The organism is Burkholderia sp. Cy-637 (assembly GCF_011753175.1).
Taxonomy (GTDB): Bacteria; Pseudomonadota; Gammaproteobacteria; order Burkholderiales; family Burkholderiaceae; genus Burkholderia; species Burkholderia gladioli.
The window spans coordinates 1-22890 of the sequence record NZ_VWWC01000122.1 but is presented as its reverse complement, the minus strand read 5'-3'; the positions used below and the strand labels follow the sequence as shown (position 1 = coordinate 22890).

At 67.1% G+C, this 22890-nt stretch carries 20 protein-coding genes and 1 other RNA gene; 4 read left to right on the top strand and 17 right to left on the bottom strand.

The features are described 5' to 3' along the window. The 15 genes from F3J10_RS25560 to gyrA all read right to left on the bottom strand — a co-directional run. Positions 1–314: helix-hairpin-helix domain-containing protein (locus F3J10_RS25560; protein WP_167243289.1), on the bottom strand; the 314-nt coding region annotated here is incomplete at its 3' end. A 75-nt stretch (positions 315–389) separates the two neighbouring features. Beyond that, the gene (gene rfaD, locus F3J10_RS25555) at positions 390–1382 is read right to left on the bottom strand and encodes an ADP-glyceromanno-heptose 6-epimerase (protein WP_013697005.1); all 993 of its coding nucleotides are present in this window, start codon (positions 1380–1382) and stop codon (positions 390–392) included. Between the two features lie 56 nt (positions 1383–1438). Then, positions 1439–2416, bottom strand: coding sequence for a D-glycero-beta-D-manno-heptose-7-phosphate kinase (gene rfaE1, locus F3J10_RS25550; protein WP_052143028.1), 978 nt, complete (start codon positions 2414–2416; stop codon positions 1439–1441). Continuing rightward, positions 2385–3785 carry a UDP-glucose/GDP-mannose dehydrogenase family protein gene (locus tag F3J10_RS25545; protein WP_167243288.1) on the bottom strand — a complete coding sequence of 467 codons (1401 nt, stop codon included), beginning with the start codon at positions 3783–3785 and terminating at the stop codon, positions 2385–2387. The genes rfaE1 and F3J10_RS25545 overlap by 32 nt, the downstream gene beginning before the upstream one ends. Before the next feature lie 71 nt (positions 3786–3856). Beyond that, a complete protein-coding gene (gene lapB, locus F3J10_RS25540; RefSeq protein ID WP_025099019.1) occupies positions 3857–5029 on the bottom strand; it encodes a lipopolysaccharide assembly protein LapB in 1173 nt (390 codons plus the stop codon). A 49-nt stretch (positions 5030–5078) separates the two neighbouring features. Next, the gene (locus F3J10_RS25535) at positions 5079–5372 is read right to left on the bottom strand and encodes a LapA family protein (RefSeq protein WP_013697001.1); all 294 of its coding nucleotides are present in this window, start codon (positions 5370–5372) and stop codon (positions 5079–5081) included. A gap of 191 nt (positions 5373–5563) precedes the next feature. Continuing rightward, on the bottom strand, positions 5564–5884 hold the full coding sequence (locus F3J10_RS25530) for an integration host factor subunit beta (RefSeq protein WP_013697000.1): 321 nt from the start codon (positions 5882–5884) through the stop codon (positions 5564–5566). Positions 5885–5906: 22 nt separating this feature from the next. After that, entirely contained in the window at positions 5907–7637 is a 1731-nt protein-coding gene (gene rpsA / locus F3J10_RS25525) for a 30S ribosomal protein S1 (protein WP_013696999.1), read from the bottom strand. Between the two features lie 172 nt (positions 7638–7809). Beyond that, on the bottom strand, positions 7810–8499 hold the full coding sequence (cmk, locus tag F3J10_RS25520; protein ID WP_166914510.1) for a (d)CMP kinase: 690 nt from the start codon (positions 8497–8499) through the stop codon (positions 7810–7812). 13 nt (positions 8500–8512) lie between these two features. After that, positions 8513–9814 carry a 3-phosphoshikimate 1-carboxyvinyltransferase gene (aroA, locus tag F3J10_RS25515; RefSeq protein ID WP_167243287.1) on the bottom strand — a complete coding sequence of 434 codons (1302 nt, stop codon included), beginning with the start codon at positions 9812–9814 and terminating at the stop codon, positions 8513–8515. A gap of 10 nt (positions 9815–9824) precedes the next feature. Further along, positions 9825–10751, bottom strand: coding sequence for a prephenate dehydrogenase/arogenate dehydrogenase family protein (locus tag F3J10_RS25510; RefSeq protein WP_025100613.1), 927 nt, complete (start codon positions 10749–10751; stop codon positions 9825–9827). A 90-nt stretch (positions 10752–10841) separates the two neighbouring features. Continuing rightward, complete coding sequence (gene pheA / locus F3J10_RS25505; protein WP_025100612.1) at positions 10842–11924, bottom strand: prephenate dehydratase; 1083 nt, start codon at positions 11922–11924, stop codon at positions 10842–10844. Positions 11925–11961: 37 nt separating this feature from the next. Further along, a complete protein-coding gene (serC, locus tag F3J10_RS25500) occupies positions 11962–13044 on the bottom strand; it encodes a 3-phosphoserine/phosphohydroxythreonine transaminase (protein WP_036037630.1) in 1083 nt (360 codons plus the stop codon). Between the two features lie 160 nt (positions 13045–13204). Further along, on the bottom strand, positions 13205–13807 hold the full coding sequence (locus tag F3J10_RS25495; protein ID WP_025100610.1) for a DUF2059 domain-containing protein: 603 nt from the start codon (positions 13805–13807) through the stop codon (positions 13205–13207). 88 nt (positions 13808–13895) lie between these two features. Next, positions 13896–16511 carry a DNA gyrase subunit A gene (gyrA, locus tag F3J10_RS25490; protein ID WP_017918757.1) on the bottom strand — a complete coding sequence of 872 codons (2616 nt, stop codon included), beginning with the start codon at positions 16509–16511 and terminating at the stop codon, positions 13896–13898. A gap of 636 nt (positions 16512–17147) precedes the next feature. Here gyrA and ompA point away from each other — a divergent pair. From ompA to ssrA, 4 genes are all read left to right on the top strand, one after another. Next, positions 17148–17804 carry an outer membrane protein OmpA gene (gene ompA / locus F3J10_RS25485; protein ID WP_025100608.1) on the top strand — a complete coding sequence of 219 codons (657 nt, stop codon included), beginning with the start codon at positions 17148–17150 and terminating at the stop codon, positions 17802–17804. A gap of 159 nt (positions 17805–17963) precedes the next feature. Then, a complete protein-coding gene (ubiG, locus tag F3J10_RS25480; protein ID WP_013696990.1) occupies positions 17964–18662 on the top strand; it encodes a bifunctional 2-polyprenyl-6-hydroxyphenol methylase/3-demethylubiquinol 3-O-methyltransferase UbiG in 699 nt (232 codons plus the stop codon). A 30-nt stretch (positions 18663–18692) separates the two neighbouring features. Continuing rightward, complete coding sequence (locus F3J10_RS25475) at positions 18693–19409, top strand: HAD-IA family hydrolase (protein ID WP_025100606.1); 717 nt, start codon at positions 18693–18695, stop codon at positions 19407–19409. A 12-nt stretch (positions 19410–19421) separates the two neighbouring features. Beyond that, positions 19422–19791, top strand: a transfer-messenger RNA (tmRNA) gene (gene ssrA, locus F3J10_RS25470). Positions 19792–19908: 117 nt separating this feature from the next. On the opposite strand, the gene pdeM is transcribed toward ssrA, so the two are convergent. Then, entirely contained in the window at positions 19909–20571 is a 663-nt protein-coding gene (gene pdeM, locus F3J10_RS25465; RefSeq protein WP_167243286.1) for a ligase-associated DNA damage response endonuclease PdeM, read from the bottom strand. Further along, on the bottom strand, positions 20568–22890 hold a 2323-nt coding region (locus F3J10_RS25460), incomplete at its 5' end, for a ligase-associated DNA damage response DEXH box helicase (RefSeq protein WP_167243285.1). The genes pdeM and F3J10_RS25460, both read right to left, overlap by 4 nt.

Genomic DNA, 22890 nt, shown 5'->3' with positions numbered 1-22890 from the left:
GCCGCGCCGCGTGCCGCCGCCGCGGGAGGAGCCGCGGCCGCCGCCGGTGCCTTGGCCGCGCCGACCGTCAGGCCCTCGGCCACCAGCCGCTCGACCGATTTCTCGCCGATGCCGCTCACGCGCCGCGCGAGATCGGCCGTGTCCTTGTACGGGCCATGCGCCTCGCGCTCCTCGACGATCGCGCGGGCCTTGGCCGGGCCGATGCCCTTGATGCCGCGCAGCGCCTCGTCGTTGGCCTGATTGACGTCGACTGCCGCCCACGCCTGCGCGAGCCCCGCGAACCACATCGCCACCACCAGAATCTTCTTCAGCATCCAGATCTCCCCATCAAGAAAAACGGCCGGCGGCTGCCGACCGTGAGACCCAGTCTAGGGATGATTCGGGCTGCTTTATAGCTGGCCGAACAGCCAGCGCACGTAACGGTCGACACCTTCCTGGACGGTCAGGAACGGCGCGTCGTAGCCGGCCGCGCGCAGCTTCGACTGGTCGGCCTGCGTGAAGCACTGGTACTTGCCGCGCAGCGCATCGGGGAACGGCACGTACTCGATCAGCCCCTGCGCGACCTGCTCGGCCAGCGTCAGCGGCGGCTGGCCGTCGAGCGCGCGCAGGGTGTTGACCACCGAGCTGGCGATGTCGTTGAAGGGCTGGGCGCGGCCCGTGCCGAGATTGAAGATGCCCGACTTCTCCGGATGATCGAAGAAGAACAGGTTGACCTTCACCACGTCCTCGACCGAGACGAAATCGCGCGTCTGCTCGCCGGCCGCGTAACCGTTGTACTCGCCGAACAGCTTGACCTTGCCCTCGGCGCGGAACTGGTTGAAGTTGTGGAACGCCACCGAGGCCATGCGGCCCTTGTGCGTCTCGCGCGGGCCATAGACGTTGAAGTAGCGGAAACCGGCGATCTGGCTCTTCGCGTCCGGCAGCACGCGGCGGATCACCTGGTCGAACAGGAACTTCGAATAGCCATAGACGTTGAGCGGCGCCTCCACCTCGCGTTCCTCGACGAAGCGCGTCGAGCCGCCGTAGATCGCCGCCGACGAGGCATAGAGGAACTGCGTGCCGTTCGCCAGGCAGGTGTCGAGCACCGCGCGGCTGTAGCGGAAGTTGTTGTCCATCATGTAGCGGCCGTCGGTTTCCATCGTGTCCGAACAGGCGCCTTCGTGGAACACCGCGCGCACCTTGCCGAAATCGCCGCGCTGGAAGCGCTCGACGAATTCGGTCTTGTCGAGATAGTCGTCAATCTCGCAATCGACCAGGTTCCTGAACTTGTCGGCGCGGCTCAGGTTGTCGACCGCGATGATGCGCGTCTCGCCGCGCTCGTTGAGCGCCTTGACGAGATTCGCGCCGATGAAGCCGGCTGCGCCGGTGACGATGAGGGTCATGATCGTCCTGCTGTCAGAAGATGTAAGTACGAAGCGGCGCGCATCGCGCGCGCCGCTCAGTTGAACAGTTCGCCATATTCGACGGTGGCCGTGCCGAGCTTGCCGACCACGATGCCGGCCGCGCGATTGGCCAGCATCACGGCCGCGTCGAGCGAGAGCCCCGCGCCGAGCATGGCCGCGACGGTGGCGATCACCGTGTCGCCCGCGCCGGACACGTCGAACACCTCGCGCGCGAGCGCCGGCACGTTCAGCTCGCCGGCATCGGAGAACAGCGTCATGCCCTCTTCCGAGCGCGTCAGCAGCAGCGCGTCGAGCGCCAGCGAGGCGCGCAGCTCGCGCACCCGCGCGCGCAGGTCGTCCTCGGAATGCCAGCCGCCCACCACTTCGCGCAGCTCGGCGCGGTTCGGCGTGATCAGCGAGGCGCCGCGGTAGCGCGCCCAATCGGCGCCCTTCGGGTCGACCAGCACCGGCAGGCCCGCCGCACGCGCCTTGGCGATCATGGTGGTGACATGCGTGAGGCCGCCCTTGGCGTAGTCGGACATCAGCACCACGCCGTGCGAGGGCAGCAGCGTGTCGAAGCGTGCCAGCCCCGCCAGCAGCACCTCGTGCTGGGGCGAGGCCTCGAAGTCGACGCGCAGCAACTGCTGCTGCTGGGCCAGCACGCGCAGCTTGATGGTGGTGGGCAGTTGCGCGTCGCGCTCGAGGTGGGTTTCCACGCCGCTCTCGCCGAGCAGGCCGACGATGCGCTCGCCCGGCTCGTCGGTGCCGACCACGCAGAGCAGGCCCGCGTTCGCGCCGAGCGTGACGATGTTGCGCGCCACGTTGGCCGCGCCGCCGAGCCGCTCTTCCTGCCGCTGCACGTGCACCACCGGCACCGGCGCCTCGGGCGAGATCCGGTTGACGTTGCCGAACCAGTAGCGGTCGAGCATCACGTCGCCGACCACGAGCACGCGCGATGCGGCGAGCCGCTCGCGCGGCACCGTCGCGACGCTGGCGGCGGCCTCAGCCGCGCGCGGAGGATTGGGCTGCGACATGCGGACGTCCGATAGCGTGGTAGTCGATCCCGAGTTCGGCCATCGCCTCGGGTTCGTAGAGATTGCGCCCGTCGAAGATCACCGGCGCGTTGAGCACCGACTTCAGATGCGCGAAGTCGGGACTCTTGAATTCCTTCCATTCGGTGACCACCACCAGCGCATCGGCGCCCGTGACGGCCTCTTCCTTGCTCGGCACGAAGGCCAGGCCCGCCTGCGCGGCGGCATCGTCGCCCAGGTCGAGCGCGAACACGCGGCGCGCCTCGTCGATCGCGACCGGATCGTAGGCGCGCACCGAAGCGCCGCGCGCCAGCAGCGAGGCGATCAGGGTTCGGCTCGGCGCCTCGCGCATGTCGTCGGTATTGGGCTTGAAGGCCAGGCCCCAGACAGCGAAGGTGCGCCCCGACAGATCGGTGCCGAAGCGCTGCTCGATCTTGGCCAGCAGCACGCTCTTCTGCGCGTGGTTGACGGCTTCGACCGCGTCGAGGATCCGCAGCGGCTGGCCGTTCTCGGCCGCGGTGCGGATCAGCGCCTGCACGTCCTTCGGGAAGCACGAGCCGCCGTAGCCGACGCCGGCATAGAGGAAGTGATAGCCGATGCGCGGATCGGAGCCGATGCCGCGGCGCACCGCCTCGATGTCGGCGCCCACGCGCTCGGCCAGGTTCGACATCTCGTTCATGAACGAGATGCGCGTGGCCAGCATCGCATTGGCGGCGTACTTGGTGAATTCAGCCGAGCGCACGTCCATGTAGATGGTGCGCTCGTGATTGCGGTTGAACGGCGCGTAGAGCTTCTTCATCTTCTCGCGCGCCACGTTGCCCACCTCGTCGTCGTCGACGCCGATCACGATGCGGTCGGGCCGCATGAAGTCCTCGACGGCCGCGCCTTCCTTCAGGAATTCCGGGTTCGAGACCACCGAGAAACGATGCGCGGAACTGTTGCCGAGCCCGCGCGCCGCGAGCGCCTCGGCCACCACGCCATGCACGCGCAGGGCGGTGCCGACCGGCACCGTCGACTTGTCGACGATCACCTTCGCCTCGGTCATGTGGCGGCCGATATTGCGAGCCGCCTCGAGCACGTATTGCAGGTCGGCCGAGCCGTCCTCGTCGGGCGGCGTGCCCACCGCGATGAACTGGATCTCGCCATGCGCGACGCTGGCCGCGACGTCGGTCGAGAACGTGATCCGGCCGGCCGCGCGCGTGCGCGCGATGATTTCCTTGAGGCCGGGTTCGTGGATCGGGATCCCGCCCTGGTTCAGGATCTCGATCTTGCGCGGATCGACGTCGAGACAGAACACGTCATGGCCGATCTCGGCGAGACAGGCGCCCGTGACGAGACCGACGTAGCCGGTGCCGATGATGGTGATTTTCATAGGTTTCCCGGTGATTCGTTCCGGAGGTTAAGCATGATTCTGCGCCGCATTCGTGACGGAGTGTGGTGCGCCTAGTTGGCGACGCCGGCCTCGACACGCCGCGGTGCGTAGGTCTCCCAGCCACTGCAGCCGGGGCACTGCCAGTAGAACAGGCGTGCGCGGAAACCGCAGTCGTGGCAGGTGTAGCGCGGCAGGTTCTTGGTCCGTTGCTTGACCAGCGCGCGCATCATCTCGAGTTCGCCGCGACGCGGCTCGTCGGCCGTGGCGATCTGCGCATCGAGCAGATGCAGCATGCCGGACAGGTTCGGCGCCTTCTGCATCTGGGTGCGCGCCAGCGTGTGCGCGGCATCGGCGCCGCGCAGCTCGGCCACGTACTGGAAAGCGACGTCGAGCAGATCATTCGAGGGATAACGATCGGCATAGTCGGTCAGCAGTTCGGCGCCTTCGGCCGCCTGCCCGCGCGCGATATAGGCCTTCATCAGCTTCTCGGCCACCAAGGGCAGGTAGGCGGCGTTCTGCTGCTCGACGCGACGCCAATGGGCGATCGCCGCCTGGTGATCGCCGGCGGCCTCGGCCGCCTCGCCCGACAGGATGGTGGCGCGCACGTTGTGCGGATTCACGGCCAGCGCGTCGCGCAACTGCTGGGCCGCTGCCGCGCCGTCCTTCCTGGCCAGCGCCTCGCCGGCCAGCTCGCAATGGAACTGCGCGATTTCGGTCGACAGCGAACTGCCGCTCATGGTCTCGATCTTGCGCGCCGTCTGGATCGACTTGTTCCAGTCCTTCTCGATGCCGTAGATGGTCAGCAGCGCGCGCTGCGCGCCGAGCGCGTAATCGCCGTCGGCGAGGCGGTGGAAGGATTCCTCGGCGCGATCGAGCAGCCCGGCCTTGAGGAAATCCTGGCCCAGCTCGTACAGCGCGTGATCGCGCTCGTTGACGGGCAGGTCGTCGCGGTTCAGCAGGTTCTGGTGGACGCGGATCGCGCGATCGGTTTCGCCGCGTCGGCGGAACAGGTTGCCGAGCGCGAAGTGCAGCTCGACCGTCTCGGGGTCGAGCTTGGCGACCTCGATGAAGGCATCGATGGCCTGGTCGGGTTGCTCGTTGAGCAGGAAGTTGAGGCCGCGGAAATACGAGCGCGGCAGGTTCGCATTCTCCGACAACAGCTTCTTGAGGTCGTAGCGGGACGCCGCCCAGCCGAAGGCGAACGCGACGGGGATGGCCAGCAGCCACCAGAAATCCAGATCCATGAGGTATCGAGGCTAGGTCGGGGCCGCGCGTGCGGCGGCCCGACGATCGTTAAATGACGGGCGGCATCGGCGGCTGGTCGACCACCACCGGGGTCTCGCGGGCCGAGCGCAGGTCGCGCTTGAGGCGGCCGTTCTCGAGACGCATGCGCAGCACGGCCGGCAGCGCCGAAAGCAGGCCGGCAATCAGGCCGACGCCGAAGAATGCCAGGCCGATCAGGATCAGCGGTGCCTGCCAGTTGTAGCCGGCGAGGAAGTTGAGCGTCGCGGTTTGCGTATTGGCCAGCGCCAGCACCAGCAGCAGCACGAACACCAGCACACGGATCAGCCAGACGACGAATTTCATGGAGCCCTCCTGTCAACTTGTTGCGCGTGCGTGCTCCCGCTGCGCCGCGCCTGAAGTGCCCGTATTGTAATGGAAGCGTTTCGCCAACCGCGCATCCGATCCGCGCAGGTGGCGGCAGGCATAAAAAAAGCGCCCGCTAGGGGCGCTTTTCACAGCCATGCCGGTTGGCAGGGCTTCGGGCAACGAGACGATCACTCGTCGTCGTCGCTGTCGTTCTTCAACGGTTCGCCGGCGCGGCCATCGACACGTTCGCGCAATTCCTTGCCGGGCTTGAAATGCGGTACGTACTTCTCGGGTACCTGCACCTTCTCGCCCGACTTCGGGTTGCGGCCCACGCGGGCCGGACGGCGGTTGAGACCGAAGCTGCCGAAGCCGCGAATTTCGATGCGATGCCCTTTGGACAAAGCGTCCGACATCGCATCGAGCATCGTTTTCACCGCGAAATCCGCATCCTTGAGGACAAGTTGCGGAAATCGCGTTGCCAACTGGGCGACCAACTCGGATTTGGTCATACTTCAGCAGACCTCGCGAGGCTTACTGGTTCTGGCCGTCGAGCTTTGCCTTCAGCAGAGCGCCGAGGTTCGTCGTGCCGGTGGCAGCCGAGCTGCTGTCGGATTGCAGACCGCGGATGGCTTCTTGCTGCTCAGCCGAATCCTTGGCCTTGATCGACAGGTTGATGCCGCGCGACTTGCGATCGATGTTGATCACCATCGCGTTGACCTTGTCGCCTTCCTTCAACACGTTGCGTGCGTCTTCGACGCGATCCTGCGAGATTTCCGATGCGCGCAGGTAGCCTTCGACGTCGCCCGTCAGCGTGACGACGGCACCCTTCGCGTCGACCGTCTTCACGACGCCGTCGACGATCGAGCCCTTGTCGTTCATCGCGACGTAGTTGCTGAACGGATCGCCTTCGAGCTGCTTGATGCCCAGCGAGATGCGTTCCTTCTCGACATCGATGCCCAGCACGATGGCTTCGACTTCGTCGCCCTTCTTGTACTTGCGAACGGCTTCCTCGCCCGACTCGCTCCACGACAGGTCCGACAGGTGGACCAGGCCGTCGATGCCGCCCGGCAGACCGATGAACACGCCGAAGTCGGTGATCGACTTGATGGCGCCGGTGATCTTGTCGCCCTTCTTGAAGTTGCGGCTGAAGTCATCCCACGGGTTCGGCTTGCACTGCTTCATGCCGAGGCTGATACGACGACGGTCTTCGTCGATCTCGAGGACCATGACTTCGACTTCGTCGCCCAGCTGGACAACCTTCGAGGGTGCGACGTTCTTGTTGGTCCAGTCCATTTCCGACACGTGGACCAGGCCTTCGATGCCCGATTCCACTTCGACGAATGCGCCGTAGTCGGTGATGTTGGTGACCTTGCCGAACAGGCGCGTGCCCGACGGGTAACGGCGCGAGATGCCTTCCCACGGATCGTCGCCCAGCTGCTTGATGCCCAGCGAGACGCGGTTCTTTTCCTGGTCGAACTTGAGAATCTTGGCGGTGACTTCCTGGCCAACCGAGAGGACTTCGCTCGGGTGACGCACGCGACGCCATGCGATGTCGGTGATGTGCAGCAGGCCGTCGATGCCGCCGAGGTCGACGAATGCGCCGTAGTCGGTGATGTTCTTGACCACGCCGTTGACGATCGCGCCTTCCTTCAGCGTCTCGAGCAGCTTGGCGCGCTCTTCACCCTGGGTGGCTTCGATGACGGCGCGGCGCGACAGCACCACGTTGTTGCGCTTGCGATCGAGCTTGATGACGCGGAACTCGAGCGTCTTGCCTTCGTACGGCGTGGTGTCCTTGACCGGACGCGTATCGACCAGCGAACCCGGCAGGAAGGCACGGATGCCGTTGACCATCACGGTCATGCCGCCCTTCACCTTGCCCGTGATGGTGCCGGTGACGAGTTCGTTGTTGTCGAGTGCCTTTTCCAGCGACAGCCACGAAGCCAGGCGCTTCGCCTTGTCGCGGGACAGGATCGTGTCGCCATAGCCGTTTTCCAGCGCGTCGATCGCGACGGAAACGAAATCGCCCGACTGGACCTCAACCTCGCCCTGATCGTTCAGGAATTCCTCGATGGGAATGTAGGCCTCGGACTTGAGACCCGCGTTGACGACCACGAAGTTGTGGTCGACACGCACGACTTCGGCGGAGATCACTTCGCCGGCGCGCATGTCTTGACGGGTCAGCGACTCTTCGAACAGGGCCGCAAAGGATTCGGTATTCGGGGTGGAGGTTTGCAGGTCGGACATAAAAATCGGATTGTGCATGGTGCCGCGCCGTCTCTCTTGCCTGGGCCACCTGGCCTGGCTGGCGGTGCGATCGCCACACGGGGTTAAGGGTTGAAACACGCTTCGGGAACCGGCCCGCGCCGGACGCCTGAAGCACCTACTGCCACTGCATGCTGCGGGTACTGCCTGATTCGTTGCGCCGCCGGCAGGTTCAGGCCGGCTGGCCCGAGGCTTCCCGGTACCAGGCCAGGACCTGCTCGACCGCTTGTTCGATCGTCAGGCCCGAGGTATCGAGCAGCTTCGCATCCTCCGCAGGCTTGAGCGGCGCGGCCGCGCGGTTGCTGTCTCGCGCGTCGCGCTCACGCAAATCCTGGAGCAAGTTGTCAATATTAGCAGAAAAACCTTTTTGCATCAATTGCTTATGCCGGCGCGCCGCGCGGGCCTCGACACTCGCCGTCAGGAACACCTTGAGGCCCGCGTCGGGGAAGATCACGGTGCCCATGTCGCGGCCGTCCGCGACCAGCCCCGGGGTCTTGCGGAAGGCCCGCTGGCGCGCCACCAGCGCGGCTCGCACGCCGCCGTGCACGGCGATCGCCGAGGCGCGGTTGCCGACCACCTCGGCACGGATCTGGTCGGAAACATCGACCCCGTCGAGCTGCGCGCAGCCCTCGCGGAAGGTGATGTGCAGGTCGTCGACCAGCTTCGCCAGCCCCGCCTCGTCGTCGGGCTCGATCCCGTAGCGCTGGCTCGCGAGCGCCGCGAGCCGGTACAGCGCGCCGCTGTCGAGCAGGTGGAAACCGAGGTGGGCCGCCACCAGCGCGGCGACGGTGCCCTTGCCGGAGGCGGTCGGGCCGTCGATCGTGATGACGGGGGTCGGATGGAATGGTCGGGTCGATTTCATCTGGACAAACGGCTCAGCGCCCGGCGAGCGCGGTGAAACGGTCGAAATAGTCGGGGAAGGTCTTGGCCACGCACTTCGGGTCGTTGATGCGCACCGGCACGCCGCCGAGGCTGACCAGCGAGAAGCACATCGCCATGCGGTGGTCGTCGTAGGTGTCGATCGCCGCGTTCGGCAGCAGTTGCGCGGGCGGCGTCACCACCAGGTAGTCGGCGCCCTCCTCCACGGTCGCGCCGACCTTGCGCAGCTCGGTCGCCATCGCGGCGATCCGGTCGGTTTCCTTGACGCGCCAGCTGGCGATGTTGCGCAGCGTGCTGGTGCCGTCGGCGAACAGCGCGGCGACCGCGATCGTCATCGCCGCGTCAGGGATCAGGTTGAAGTCCATGTCGATCGGCTCGAGCTTGCCGTGATCGTGGCCGATCCCGCGCACCTCGATCCAGTCGTCACCCATCGAGACGTTCGCGCCCATGCGCATCAGCGCCGAGGCGAAACCGACGTCGCCCTGGATGCTGGCGCGGCCGACGCCCTCGACCCGCAGCGGGCCGCCGCCGAGCGCGCCGGCCGCCAGGAAGTAGGAAGCCGAGGAGGCATCGCCTTCCACCATGATCGAGCCCGGCGAACGGTAGCGCGTGGACGGCACCGTGAAACGCTGCCAGCCGTCGCGCTCGACCTGCACGCCGAAGCGCGCCATCAGCTTGATGGTGATCTCGATATAGGGCTTGGAGATCAGCTCGCCCTCCACCTCCAGCACGCTCGCGCCGTCCGGTTGGCCGACCAGCGGCAGCGCCATCAGCAACGCGGTCAGGAACTGGCTGGAGACATCGCCGCGCACCCGGATCGGGCCGTCGATCGCGATCGCGGCCGGGCGGATCCGCAGCGGCGGGAAACCTTCGTTCTGCTCGTAGTCGATCGCGGCGCCGATCTGGCGCAACCCGTCGACCAGATCGCCGATCGGCCGCTCGTGCATGCGCGGCACGCCGTGCACGCGGTAATCGCCGCCGTTCACGGCCAGCGCGGCCGTCAGCGGGCGCACCGCGGTGCCGGCATTGCCGAGGAACAGGTCGGCCGTCTTGGCGGGGAACGCGCCGCCGGCGCCCGTCACCACGCAGGTGTCGCCGTCGCGCGACAGCGTCACGCCCAGCGCGGCCAGCGCGGCCAGCATCACGCGCGTGTCGTCGGAGTCGAGCAGGTTGGTGATCGTCGTCACCCCCTCGGACAACGCGGCCAGCAGCAGCACGCGGTTCGAGATGCTCTTCGAGCCGGGCAGGCGCACCGTGCCCGAAGCCTGGGAATACGGACCGAGATCGAGGAATTCCATAATGATCCTGTTAAGACTGAACCGGGCCGGAGGCGGGCTTGCCGCCGCGCTCCTGCCATGCCGTGCGCGCCGCGCGCGAACGGGCGAACACCGCCTCGAGCGCCGCGCCGTCGCCGGCCTCGATCGCCTCGCGCAGGCGTGCCAGCACGCGCGTGTAGGCGTCGAGCTCGTCGAGCAGCGCGCCGCGGTTGGCGACGCAGACATCGCGCCACATCTCGGGGCTGGAGGCCGCGATCCGCGTGAAATCGCGGAAGCCGCCGGCGGCGAACGAGAACTTCAGCTCCGCGTCGGCCTCGCCGAGGATCTGCTCGACCAGCGCGAACGAGAGCACGTGCGGCAGGTGGCTGACGGCGGCGAACACGCGGTCGTGCTGGGCCGGGTCCATGGTGCGCGTCACCGCGCCGGTGGCGCGCCACATCGCGTCGACCCGTTCGACCGAGGCGGCCGGGTTCTCGGGCAGCGCGCAGATCACCACGTTGCGGCCGACGTAGAGATCGGGCAGCGCGGCCTCGACGCCGCTCGATTCGCGCCCGGCGATCGGGTGGGCCGGCACGAACTGGGCGATCTTCTCGCCGAGTGCGGCGCGCGCGGCCGCCACCACGTCGGACTTGGTGCTGCCGGCGTCGGTGACGATGGTGGCGGAATCGAGCAGCGGCGCGATGCGCGCCAGCAGCGGCCCGGTCTGCGCGACCGGCACGGCCAGCAGCACCAGGTCGGCGCCATCGAGCGCGGCGCGCAGTTGCGCCTCGTCGTCGAGCGCGGCGATCGCGTCGACCACGCCCAGCTCGCGCGCGCGTTCGACCGAGGCCGGCGAACGGCCGACGCCGATCACGCGGCCGGCCTGCGCGGTGCCGCGCTCGCGCAGCGCGCGCGCCAGCGAGCCGCCGATCAGGCCGACGCCGAAAATCACCAGTTTGTTGAACGAAAAATCAGACACGGCAGTGGCCAGGTTAAACGCGCGAGCCGGAGCCCGCGCGGGGATGGACATAGCGATGCGGCGCCGGGCCGTGGCCGCGGCGCCCGGGCTTCAGCGCGCGCGCGGATACGAACCGAGGATCTTCAGGAACGCGGCCTTGCCGCCGAGCTCCGTGAGGGCCGCCGCCACCGACGCGTCGTCGCGATGGCCCTCGATGTCGATATAGAAGTAATACTCCCAGGTGCCTACTCGCGCCGGCCGCGACTCGAAGCGCGTCATCGACACGCCGTGCCGCGCGAGCGGCTCGAGCAGCTTGAACACGGCGCCCGGCTCGTTCTTGACCGACACGATCAGCGAAGTCTGGTCGCAGCCGCTGGGCCCGGTCGGCGCGCGGCCGATGGTGACGAAGCGGGTGCGGTTGTGCGGATCGTCCTGGATCATCGAATAGGCGATCTGCAGGCCGTAATGGATCGCCGCGCGGTCGCCCGCGATCGCCGCCACGCTGGGATCGTCGGCGGCCAGGCGCGCCGCCTCGGCGTTGCTTGCCACCGCCTGGCGCTCAAGGTGCGGCGCGTTGGCGGCCAGCCAGCGCTGGCATTGCGCGAGCGACTGCGCATGCGCGCAGACGCGCTTCACGCCGTCGAGGCTGCCGCTTTGCGAGAGCAGGTTGTGGTGGATCGGCAGCGACAGCTCGCCGCCGATCAGCAACTGCGTGTGCAGCAGCAGGTCGAGCGTGCGCGAGACCGCGCCCTCGGCCGAATTCTCGACCGGCACGATGCCGAATTCCGAGGCGCCGGCCTCGACGCCGCGGAACACCTCGTCGATCGACGGGCAGGGCAGCCCCTCGATCGATTGCCCGAAGTATTCGAACATCGCCTGTTCGCTGTAGGTGCCGATCGGCCCGAGGAAGGACACGCGGATGGTCTTTTCCAGCGAGCGGCTGGCGGCCATGATCTCGCGCCAGATCGCATTGATGTGCTCGCCGACCAGCGGCCCCTCGCTCATCTCCTGCAGACGCGCGATCACCTGCTGCTCGCGCTCGGGGCGGAACACCGGTGCCTTGAATTCCTTCTTGACCTCGCCGACCTCGAGCGCCACCGCGGCGCGCTGGTTCAGCAGCGCGATCAGCTGCGTATCGATCGCGTCGATACGCTCGCGCAGGGGTTTGAGTCGGGAGTTGAGTTCGTCGTCCATGCTGAATAGCCGTGCTTGATGAGCGCGCCCGAAGCCGTCAGGCCTGGCCGCGCTCGAAATCCTTCATGTACTCGACGAGCGCCTTCACGCCCGCGAGCGGCACCGCGTTGTAGATCGACGCCCGCATGCCGCCGACGGACTTGTGGCCCTTCAGCTGCAGCAGCCCGCGCGCTTTCGCGCCGGCAAGGAAGTCTTCGTTGCGCGTTTCGTCGGCGAGGAAGAACGGCACGTTCATGCGCGAACGCGCGTTTTTCTCCACCTTGTTGAGATAGAAGCTGCTGGCGTCGATCGCGTCGTAGAGCAGCGCCGCCTTCTCGACGTTGCGCGCCTCGATCGCCTCCAGGCCGCCCTGCGCCTTCAGCCACTTGAACACCAGCCCGGCGATGTAGATCGCATAGGTGGGCGGCGTGTTGTACATCGAATTGTTGGCGGCCACCGTCTTCCATTCGAAGGCCGACGGGCAGATCGGCAGCGCGCGTTCGAGCAGGTCCTCGCGCACGATCACCAGCGTGACGCCCGCCATGCCGATGTTCTTCTGCGCGCCGCCGAACAGCGCGCCGTAGCGGCTGATGTCGAGCGGGCGCGACAGGATGTGCGAGGAGACATCCGCCACCAGCGGCACGCTGCCGGTATCGGGGATGTCGAAGGTCTCGACGCCGTCGATGGTCTCGTTGGTGCACAGATGCACATAGGCCGGATCGGCCGACATCTGCCATTCGGAGAAGGCCGGCACGCGGGTGAACCCGTCCTCGGTTCGGCCGGTGGCGGCCAGGTGCGAAGTGCCGTACTTCTGCGCTTCCTTGAACGACTTCTGCGACCAGGAGCCGGTCACCACGAAGTCGACGTTCTGGCGCGTGCCGAGCAGGTTCATCGGCACGATCGCGTTCTCGGCGATGCCGCCGCCCTGCAGGAACAGCACGCGGTAGTTGTCCGGCACGGCCAGCAACTCGCGCAGGTCGGCCAGCGCGGTTTCATGGATCGAGGTGAACTCGCGGCCGCGATGGCTCATTTCCATCACGCTCATGCCGCTGCCGTTCCAGTCGAGCATCTCGTCGGCTGCCTGGCGCAGCACGTCCTCGGGCATGGCCGCGGGACCGGCGGAGAAATTGAAAACGCGCATCTTGGAACCTCGGGAGGGACGCGGCGCACCCGGAACCCGCCGGATGCCGCGCCAGAAAAGGAATGGCCGCTTGCGCTCGCGCGCAAACGGCCATTATCGCACCGACGTTGCCGCCCCGCCAAACCGGCGCGCTCGCGCCGGCGGGGGCAGGAACGCGTGCTTACTTGCCCGGCTTGACGGCCGCGACTTCCTTGTCGGCCTGGGCGCGGGTTGCCTGGATCGCTTGCGGCATGTACTTCTGCATCAGGCCGTTGACCACATCGCGGCCGACCTGGTCCTGCACCTGGATGAACTTGCGGCCCGTCGGGCTCTTGTAGAACGTCGTCAGGTCCTTGATTTCCGAGGTGCTGTAGTACTTGGCGTAAGCGTCGTACTGAGCCTGCATCGCGTCGTTCTTGAAACCTTGCGAATCGAACACCTTGCCGGCGCCGTCAACCAGCTTCTGCACCGAGTTCTTCTGCAGGCTCGGCACGGCCGCTTGCTTCTGCGCGTCCGTCAGCGTCTTGTTCTCCGACAGCGCGTCCGACAGGATCGCCGGCACGAGCTGCTTCGACTGCATTTCCGCGCTGTTGGCGATCGCGCCAACCAGCTTCGGTGCGTCGATGGCGTTCAGCAGGTCGCTGATCGCCGCCTTCTTGTCGGCGTCGATCGGCGCTGCTGCCACGGCCGAAGCAGCCGGCGCCTGGTTCGACAGCGACTGCGCCATGGCGAACGTCGGCACGATGGCTGCCAGCAGCACCAGTTGCTTGAATTGTTTTTGCATCATCACTCCCTCATGGAAATATGAACGATTTCTTGCACCGCCCGCCCCGGCCGCTCAGCGGCTCGGGTACGGGCGGCGGGCAGCCGCCTCAGGCGTCGCCGCCCTCCGATTCGGAGGCGTCGTCGGCGTCGATTTCGCTATCCGCATCCGCCTCGGCGATCTGCTGCAGGCCCGAAAGCCTGGTGCCCTCATCGAGACTGATGAGTGTAACACCTTGCGTAGCCCGTCCCATCTCGCGGATCTCCGAAACGCGCGTGCGGATCAGCACGCCCGCCGTGGTGATCAGCATGATCTCGCTTTCCGGCTCGACCAGGGTGGCGGCCACCACCTTGCCGTTGCGCTCGGAGGTCTGGATCGCGATCATGCCCTTCGTGCCGCGGCCGTGGCGCGTGTACTCGGTGATCGGGGTGCGCTTGCCGTAGCCGTTCTCGGTGGCGGTCAGCACCGACTGCTCCTCGCCGCCGGCCACCAGCATGGCGATCACCTGCTGGCCGTCCTCGAGCTGCATGCCGCGCACGCCGCGCGCCTCGCGGCCCATCGGGCGCACGTCGTTCTCGTCGAAGCGCACCGCCTTGCCCGAATCGGAGAACAGCATCACGTCGTGCTCGCCGTCGGTGATCGCCGCGCCGATCAGGAAATCGCCCTCGTCGAGGCCGACCGCGATGATGCCCTTCTTCAGCGGCCGGCTGAAGGCCTCGAGCGGGGTCTTCTTCACGGTGCCGAGCGAGGTGCCCATGAACACGTACTTGTCGGCCGAGAATTCCTTGACCGGCAACACCACGTTGATCTTCTCGCCGTCCTGCAACGGAAACATGTTGACGATCGGCCGGCCGCGCGAGTTGCGCGAACCCTGCGGCACCTCGTAGACCTTGACCCAGTAGACACGGCCGCGGTTCGAGAAGCACAGGATGTAGTCGTGCGTGTTGGCGATGAAGAGCGTCTCGATCCAGTCGTCTTCCTTCATCTGCGTGGCCTGCTTGCCGCGCCCGCCGCGCTTCTGCGCCCGGTACTCGGACAGCGGCTGCGACTTCACGTAGCCGGCATGCGACATGGTCACCACCATGTCCTGCGGCGTGATCAGGTCCTCGGTGTTCAGCTCGGTGGCGTTCAGCTCGATGCGCGAACGGCGCGCGTCGCCGAACTCGCTCTTCACCGCCGTCAGCTCCTCGCCGATGATGGTGGTGATCCGCTCCGGGCGTGCCAGGATGTCGAGCAGGTCGGCGATCTGGGCCATCACCTCGCGGTACTCGCCGATGATCTTGTCCTGCTCGAGGCCGGTCAGGCGCTGCAGACGCATCTGCAGGATTTCCTGGGCCTGGGTCTCGGACAGGTTGTACTTGCCGTCGGCCTGCATCCCGAAGGCCGGGTTCAGCCCTTCCGGACGATAGGCCTCGCGCCCGCCCGCCGCGGCGTTCTCGGCCTCGGCGCGCGCCAGCATCTCGCGCACCAGCGACGAATCCCAGGAACGCGCCATCAGTTCCTGGCGCGCGATCGGCGGCGTCGGCGCGGCCTTGATCAGCTCGATGAAGTCGTCGATGTTGGCCAGCGCGACAGCCAGGCCTTCCAGCACGTGGCCGCGCTCGCGGGCCTTGCGCAGTTCATAGATGGTGCGCCGCGTCAGCACCTCGCGACGATGCGCGAGGAAGCATTCGAGCATCTCCTTCAGGTTCAGCAGCTTCGGCTGGCCGTCGACCAGCGCGACCATGTTCATGCCGAAGGTGTCCTGCAGCTGCGTCGACTTGTAGAGGTTGTTCAGCACCACCTCGGGCACTTCGCCGCGCTTGAGCTCGATCACCACGCGCATGCCGCTCTTGTCGGACTCGTCGCGGATGTCGGAGATGCCCTCGAGCTTCTTCTCGTTGACCAGTTCGGCGATGCGCTCCAGCAGCGAGCGCTTGTTCACCTGGTAGGGCAGCTCGTCGACGATGATCGCCATGCGCTGGCCGCGATCGATTTCCTCGAAGTGCGTGGTGGCGCGCATCACCACCCGGCCTCGGCCGGTGCGGTAGCCGTCGCGCACGCCGGCGACGCCGTAGATGATGCCGGCGGTCGGGAAATCGGGGGCGGGAATGATCTCGATCAGCTCGTCGATCGAGGCCTGCGGATTGGCGAGCAGGTGATGGCAGGCATCGACCACTTCCGACAGGTTGTGCGGCGGGATGTTGGTGGCCATGCCGACCGCGATGCCCGACGAACCGTTGATCAGCAGGTTCGGGATCCGCGCCGGCAGGATCAGCGGCTCGCTTTCGCTGCCGTCGTAGTTGGGCCCGAAGTCGACCGTTTCCTTGTCGATGTCGACCAGCAGCTCATGGCCGATCTTCGCCATGCGGATTTCGGTGTAGCGCATCGCGGCGGCGTTATCGCCGTCGACCGAGCCGAAGTTGCCCTGGCCGTCGACCAGCATGTAGCGCAGCGAGAAATCCTGCGCCATCCGGACGATGGTGTCGTAGACGGCGCTGTCGCCGTGCGGGTGGTACTTACCGATCACATCGCCGACGATACGCGCCGACTTCTTGTAGGCCCGGTTCCAGTCGTTGTTCAGTTCGTGCATCGCGAACAGCACGCGCCGATGCACGGGTTTCAGGCCGTCGCGGACATCCGGGAGGGCACGTCCGACGATCACGCTCATCGCGTAATCGAGATACGAACGGCGCATTTCCTCCTCTAGGGAGATGGGCAGGGTCTCTTTGGCGAATTGATCCATGTATCCGTATCGTTTCGGAGCGAAGACGGGACCGCCTTTCGCGTAAACGCCGTAGTCACGACGCAACGTGCGATTCTACCATGCGGCAAATCTGCCCCGACGCCCTTGCCCCCGCTATATAGATATAGCGATTTTTTGCCGCTGGGCCGCCGCGCCGAGGCAGGACGCTGGGCGCGGCCGAATCATGCCCGTCGCGCACCAACATCGAGCCGATGCCGGGCACGCATTTCGCTGGCACAGCCCGGCGCGATTTCGCCCGATCGACACACCCCTGCCATCGCCGCCGACCATCATCGACGGTTTTGCCAGAATCGCTCACACGCAACGGAACCGAGGATTGTGTCGAAAGCGTGTCGCCTCCCGCGGTTTTTCTTGACAATCCTTGAAACATCCTGCAGGCGCCTGTTGCACTGGAACCACAATCGCCAGGGGCTTCTTAGGGTGGGGAGGATTTTTTTTCGTGGGACGGGAACGATATGGCAAAATGCCGAAGCACTGAAATTCAGACGCTGCTCCCAGGGAGTGGTGGCGCGTTTTTTGTGTCGCACCAATGTTATACTCCGAGCAATGTATGACTTGTCATCGTCATCAGGCTCGCAGTAAACCTGCGGTAATCTCAATTTCGAGAGGAGAAATATGAATAAATTTTCAAAGCTCGCGTTCATTGCAGCTACCGCAGTAGTGGCTGCATCCGCTTCGGCACAATCGGTGCCGGCATCGCGACAAGCCGTGAATGACAACTGGGTGAATGGCACGGGCGAATACGTGTGGATGAACGGCACGAACGAGCTTTGCTGGCGCGACGCGTTCTGGACGCCGGCCACGGCGAACGCGAAGTGCGATGGCGCGCTGGTCGCGCAGGCACCGGCTCCGACGCCGGTCGCTCCGGTTGCTCCGCCGGCCATCACGAGCCAGAAGATCACGTATCAGGCTGACGCACTGTTCGACTTCGACAAGGCTACGCTCAAGCCGCTGGGCAAGCAGAAGCTGGACGAACTGGCAGCCAAGATCCAGGGCATGAACGTCGAAGTCGTGGTCGCAACGGGCTACACCGACCGCATCGGCTCGGACAAGTACAACGACCGTCTGTCGCTGCGCCGCGCGCAAGCCGTCAAGTCGTACCTGGTCAGCAAGGGCGTCGAGTCGAGCAAGGTCTACACGGAAGGCAAGGGCAAGCGCAACCCGGTCACGACTGGCTGCAACCAGAAGAACCGCAAGCAGCTCATCTCCTGCCTGGCTCCGGACCGCCGCGTGGAAGTCGAAGTGGTCGGCACGCAACAAGTGCAGAAGTAAATGGGCAGGCAGTAACCTCTCGGGTTACCGCAGCCTTGAAGCCCCGCCTCGGCGGGGCTTTTTCATTCCGGCGGCCGGCGCCGGCCGCTTGCTGGCAGCCGCCAACCGCCGCTTATATACTCGGGGCTCGCTCCCTTTCCGCGCTATTCGCTTGCCGACATGACCAACGCCGACCCGCACGAACTACAGAAATTCAGCGATCTCGCCCATAAGTGGTGGGATCCGAACGCCGAGTTCAAGCCGCTGCACGACCTCAATCCGGTCCGTCTCGGCTGGATCGACGCGCATGCGCACCTGGCCGGCAAGCGCGTGCTCGACATCGGCTGCGGCGGCGGGATCCTGTCCGAATCGATGGCGGGCCTGGGCGCCCAGGTCAAGGGCATCGACCTGTCGACCGAGGCGCTCGGGGTGGCCGACCTGCACAGCCTGGAGAGCGGCGTCACGGTCGACTACGAGGCGATCGCCGCCGAGGCGATCGCCGAGCGCGAGCCCGGCAGCTACGACGTCGTCACCTGCATGGAGATGCTCGAGCACGTGCCCTCGCCGGCCGGCGTGATCGCCGCCTGCTCGGCGCTGGTCAAGCCGGGCGGCTGGGTGTTCTTCTCGACCCTGAACCGCAACCTCAAGTCCTACCTGCTGGCCGTGATCGGCGCCGAGTACATCGCGCAGTTGCTGCCCAAGGGCACGCACGATTACGCGCGCTTCATCAAGCCGTCCGAGCTGGCCGGCTTCATCCGCGCGACCGACCTGCACGTGGCCGAGATTCGCGGCATCACCTACCAGCCGCTGAGCAAGCGCTTCTCGCTGTCGAACGACACCGACGTGAACTACCTGGTCGCCTGCCGCCGCCACGCCTGATCGATCCACCCTGCCCCGCCTACCGAACGCATGAGCACGCCCGCCTCCCCGCTTGCCCCGGCCACTGCCGCCGCCGATCTCTCCAACTGCGAGGCGGTCCTGTTCGACCTCGACGGCACGCTCGCCGATACGGCGCCCGACCTGGCCGGCGCGGTCCACAAGATGCAGCGCGAGCGCGGCCTGGCCGAAACCCCGCTCGACCTGCTGCGCCCGCTTGCCTCGGCCGGCGCGCGCGGCCTGCTCGGCGGCGGCTTCGGCATCACGCCCGAGGCGCCCGGCTACGAGGCGATGCGCCAGGAGTTCCTGGCCAACTACGCGGGCGCGCTCTGCGTGAAGACGGTGTTGTTTCCCGGCATCGCCGAGCTGCTCGACGAGCTCGACGCGCGCGGCGTGCGCTGGGGCATCGTCACCAACAAGGCGACGCGGCTGACCGAGCCGCTGGTGGCCCTGCTCGGGCTGGCCGCGCGCGCGGCCAGCGTCGTCTGCGGCGATACCACGCCGCACGCCAAGCCCCATCCGGCGCCGCTGCTGCATGCGGCCGCGCAGATGGGCATCGCGCCGCAACGCATCGTCTATGTCGGCGACGACCTGCGCGATATCCAGGCCGGCGCCGCGGCCGGCATGCCGACCATCGCGGCCGCCTACGGCTATTGCGGCGACGGCGTGCCGCCCGAGCGCTGGCAGGCGCAGCATTTCGCCGCGACCACGAAGGGATTGCGCGAGCTGCTGCGCAATGTTGCGCTATAATGTCAGGTCCGTGGGGGCGACCTGGTTTCGACAGGGGTTGCGAAGCGGCTAGGGCATGTCGAGGACCCGTCACCTCGTTAATCAATGGGAAAAACGTAACTGCAAACGACGAAACGTTCGCACTGGCAGCCTAAGGGCCGCCGTCCTCTGCCTAGTTCACTGACGGGCTAGTGTCGCAAGACCGGTAGCAATACCGCCAGAGGTCATTTACGTCAGTTAAGCCCTGTCGGCGCCGCGACGACAGGGTCGAAAACCTAGCGGATCGCAGTCCCGCAGCGTGTTCGTCCGCGACGTGGCGGTTAAATCAAAAGACAGAACTAAACATGTAGAACTGGTCGTGGACCGCTTCTGGACGCGGGTTCGATTCCCGCCGTCTCCACCACCGAATACCCTGAGCATCACCGGCATCAAGCAAGAAACCCGCGTCAGCCCCTGGCTCCGCGGGTTTTTTGTTGCGTCCTCGCCTGCCGTATCGTCGAGCCTGGCGCCGCGCCGCCCTTCAGGCTCCGACGCGGAACACTCGATCGCCGCCGATCACGTAGCGCCGCTCGTCCGCACGCGGCGCCCCCACATCGTGTCCGCCCGTGAATGCGCCGAACGCCGGCAACACGCCCGCGCGCGCGCCGAAGCGAAAACACGGCAGCCGCAGGCGGTCGCCCTGCCCTTTCAGCGCCAGTACCGGATGCTCGTGGCCGGCCAGCGCGTAGGCGCCGTCGATTTCCCCCGGGTGATGGCACAGCGCCCATGGACCGAGCCGATAGGGCTCGGCCACCGTCTCCACGCCGAATTCCGCCGCCAGCGCGCCCGCATGCCGATCGTGGTTGCCCTCCACCAGCACCAGCCGCAAGCCCCGATGCGCACGCCGCCATGCCCGCAGCGGTGCCAGGGTGTCGTCCGCATGCGATTCGCTCGCGTGCAGCAGATCCCCGAGAAACACGATCGATTCCGGCAGATAGCTCGCGATCAAGCGGTCGAGCCGCGCCAGCGTTTCGCCGGTCGAGCCGGCCGGCACCGGAATGCCGCGCGCGCGAAACACCGCGTCCTTGCCCAGGTGCGCATCCGCGACCAGCAGGCAGCCGCGCACCGGATCGAAGGCCGCGCGCTTCGCGCTCAGCATCAGCGGATGGCCGTTCAGCTCGATGGTCAGCGCATCGGCGCTCATGATCCACGCCCGCCGCGCGCCGCGGTTTTTTCGAGATCCGCGAGCATCCTCGCGACCCGATCGGCGAGCGTCTCGGTGCTGAGCTTCTCGCGCAGCCGCCCCACGATCAACGGAAACGCGAACGGCGTCGGCTTGTCCGGCGCGCTCAAGGCCAGCCGGCTGGTGTTCATGCGCTCCAGCGCCGCGCGCATCCGCCCCAGCTCGAGCTCCTGCTCCAGCACCTCCTGGTCGGCCTGGGCGAGCAGCAGGTTGCCGCTGTCGTGCCGGCGAAACACCTCGTAGAACAGGCCGCTCGAGGCCTGCAGTTGCCGCGCGCTCTTCTGTTGCGCCGGATGCCCCTGGAACACCAGCCCCGACACCCTGGCGATCTCGCGAAAGCGGCGTGCCGACAGTTCCGACGCGTTCAGGCTCGCGAGGATGTCGTGCTCCAGCCCATCCGGCGAAAACAGGCCGCCGTCGATCAGCGCGCCCCAGTCGAACGGCTGCGCTGACAGCAGCTCGAAGCCGTAGTCGTTCATCGAGATCGAGAAGGTGCTCGGCCGCTCGCGCGCGACCCGCCAGGCGATCAGCGAGCCGAGCCCGACATGCGCGGTGCGGCCCGCGAACGGGTAGCAGAAGAAATGATGTCCTTCGCGGCTGCGGACGGCTTCGGCGACCAGCACGCCGGGCGCGGGCAAGGCCGACCAGGCGGCCTGCAACTCCAGCAGCGGACGCACCGCGCGCATTTCCGGCTCGTCGAAGATGCCGTCGGCGGCCCGCGCGAGCATCGCGAGCGCGGCCTCGGCCAGTTCCGACGACAGCGGCATCCGGCTGCCGGCCCATTGCGGGATCGCGCCGCGCGTCGAGCTCGCGCGCTTCACGTAGGCCGTCATGTCGCGCACGCGGACGAGTTCGAGCGCCCGGCCCCCGAAGGTGAACACGTCGCCCGGTTTCAGCCGTGCCACGAACGACTCCTCCATCGCCCCGATCCGGCCGCCGGACAGGAACGCGACCTGGATCGTCGCGTTGCCGACGATGGTGCCGATATTGTTGCGATGCCGGCGCACCAGTTCCTCGCGCGGCACGCGATAGAGCCCGTCGTCGCCGACGACCACGCGGTGATAATCGGGATAGGCGCCCAGCGAGGTGCCGCCGCGCTCCACGAAGGCGAGCGCCCAATCGAACTCGGCCTCGCCCAGATCCCGGTAGGCATAGGCGCGTCGCACCTCGGCGAGCATCGCATCGCGCCGGAAGCCGCCGCCGATCGCGATCGTCACCAGGTGCTGGACCAGCACGTCGAGCGGTTTCAGCGGCATCTCGCGCGCCTCGATCCGGCCGCCCTCGATCGCCCAGCGCGCCGCGGCGGCCTCCACCAGTTCCAGCGCATGGGTCGGCACGATGGTCACGCGCGAGGTGCGCCCCGGCGCGTGACCCGAGCGGCCGGCACGCTGCATCAGGCGCGCGACGCCCTTGGGCGAGCCGACCTGGAACACGCGCTCGACCGGCAGGAAATCGACGCCGAGATCCAGGCTCGAGGTGCAGACCACCGCCTTCAGCCGCCCCGCCTTCAGGCCCTGCTCGACCCAGTCGCGAACGCTCTTGTCGAGCGAGCCATGATGCAGCGCGATCAGGCCGGCCCAGTCCGGGCGCCGTTCGAGCAAGGCCTGGTACCAGAGCTCGGCCTGCGAGCGCGTGTTGGTGAACACCAGCGCGCTGGCGGCCGCGTCGATCCCGTCGGCCACCGCGCCGACCTGGCGCGTGCCGAGATGGCCGCCCCAGGGGAAGCGCTCGATGGTGTCCGGGATCAGCGTATCGACGACGAGCGGCTTCGGCAGCGTGCCGCGCACCAGCGCGCGCGGCGTGCGCACCGCGTGCAGCAGCGCGTCGCTGGCCAGCGGCAGGTTGCCGAGCGTCGCCGACAAGCCCCATACCTGCAGATCCGGCCGCCACGCCGCGAGCCTCGCGATGGCGAGCTGGGCCTGCGTGCCGCGCTTGCTGCCGAGCAGTTCGTGCCACTCGTCGACCACCACCAGCCGCAGCTGCGCGAAGGTGTCGCCCGCGTCGACGCGCGTGAGCATCAGCGAGAGGCTTTCCGGCGTCGTCACGAGCGCCGACGGCATGCGGCGATCCTGCCGTGCCCGCTCGCTCGACGGCGTGTCCCCGGTGCGCAGGCCGACCGTCCAGGGCACCGACAAGTCGAGCGCGGCGCCCTGCAGGGCACGCGCGCTGTCGGCGGCCAGCGCGCGCATCGGCGTGATCCAGAGCACCGTCAGCGGCGCCGGCAACGGGCCGCGGCGGGACGATGCCGCGCCCGGCCGCGCCGCGTTCGCCTCGGCGTAG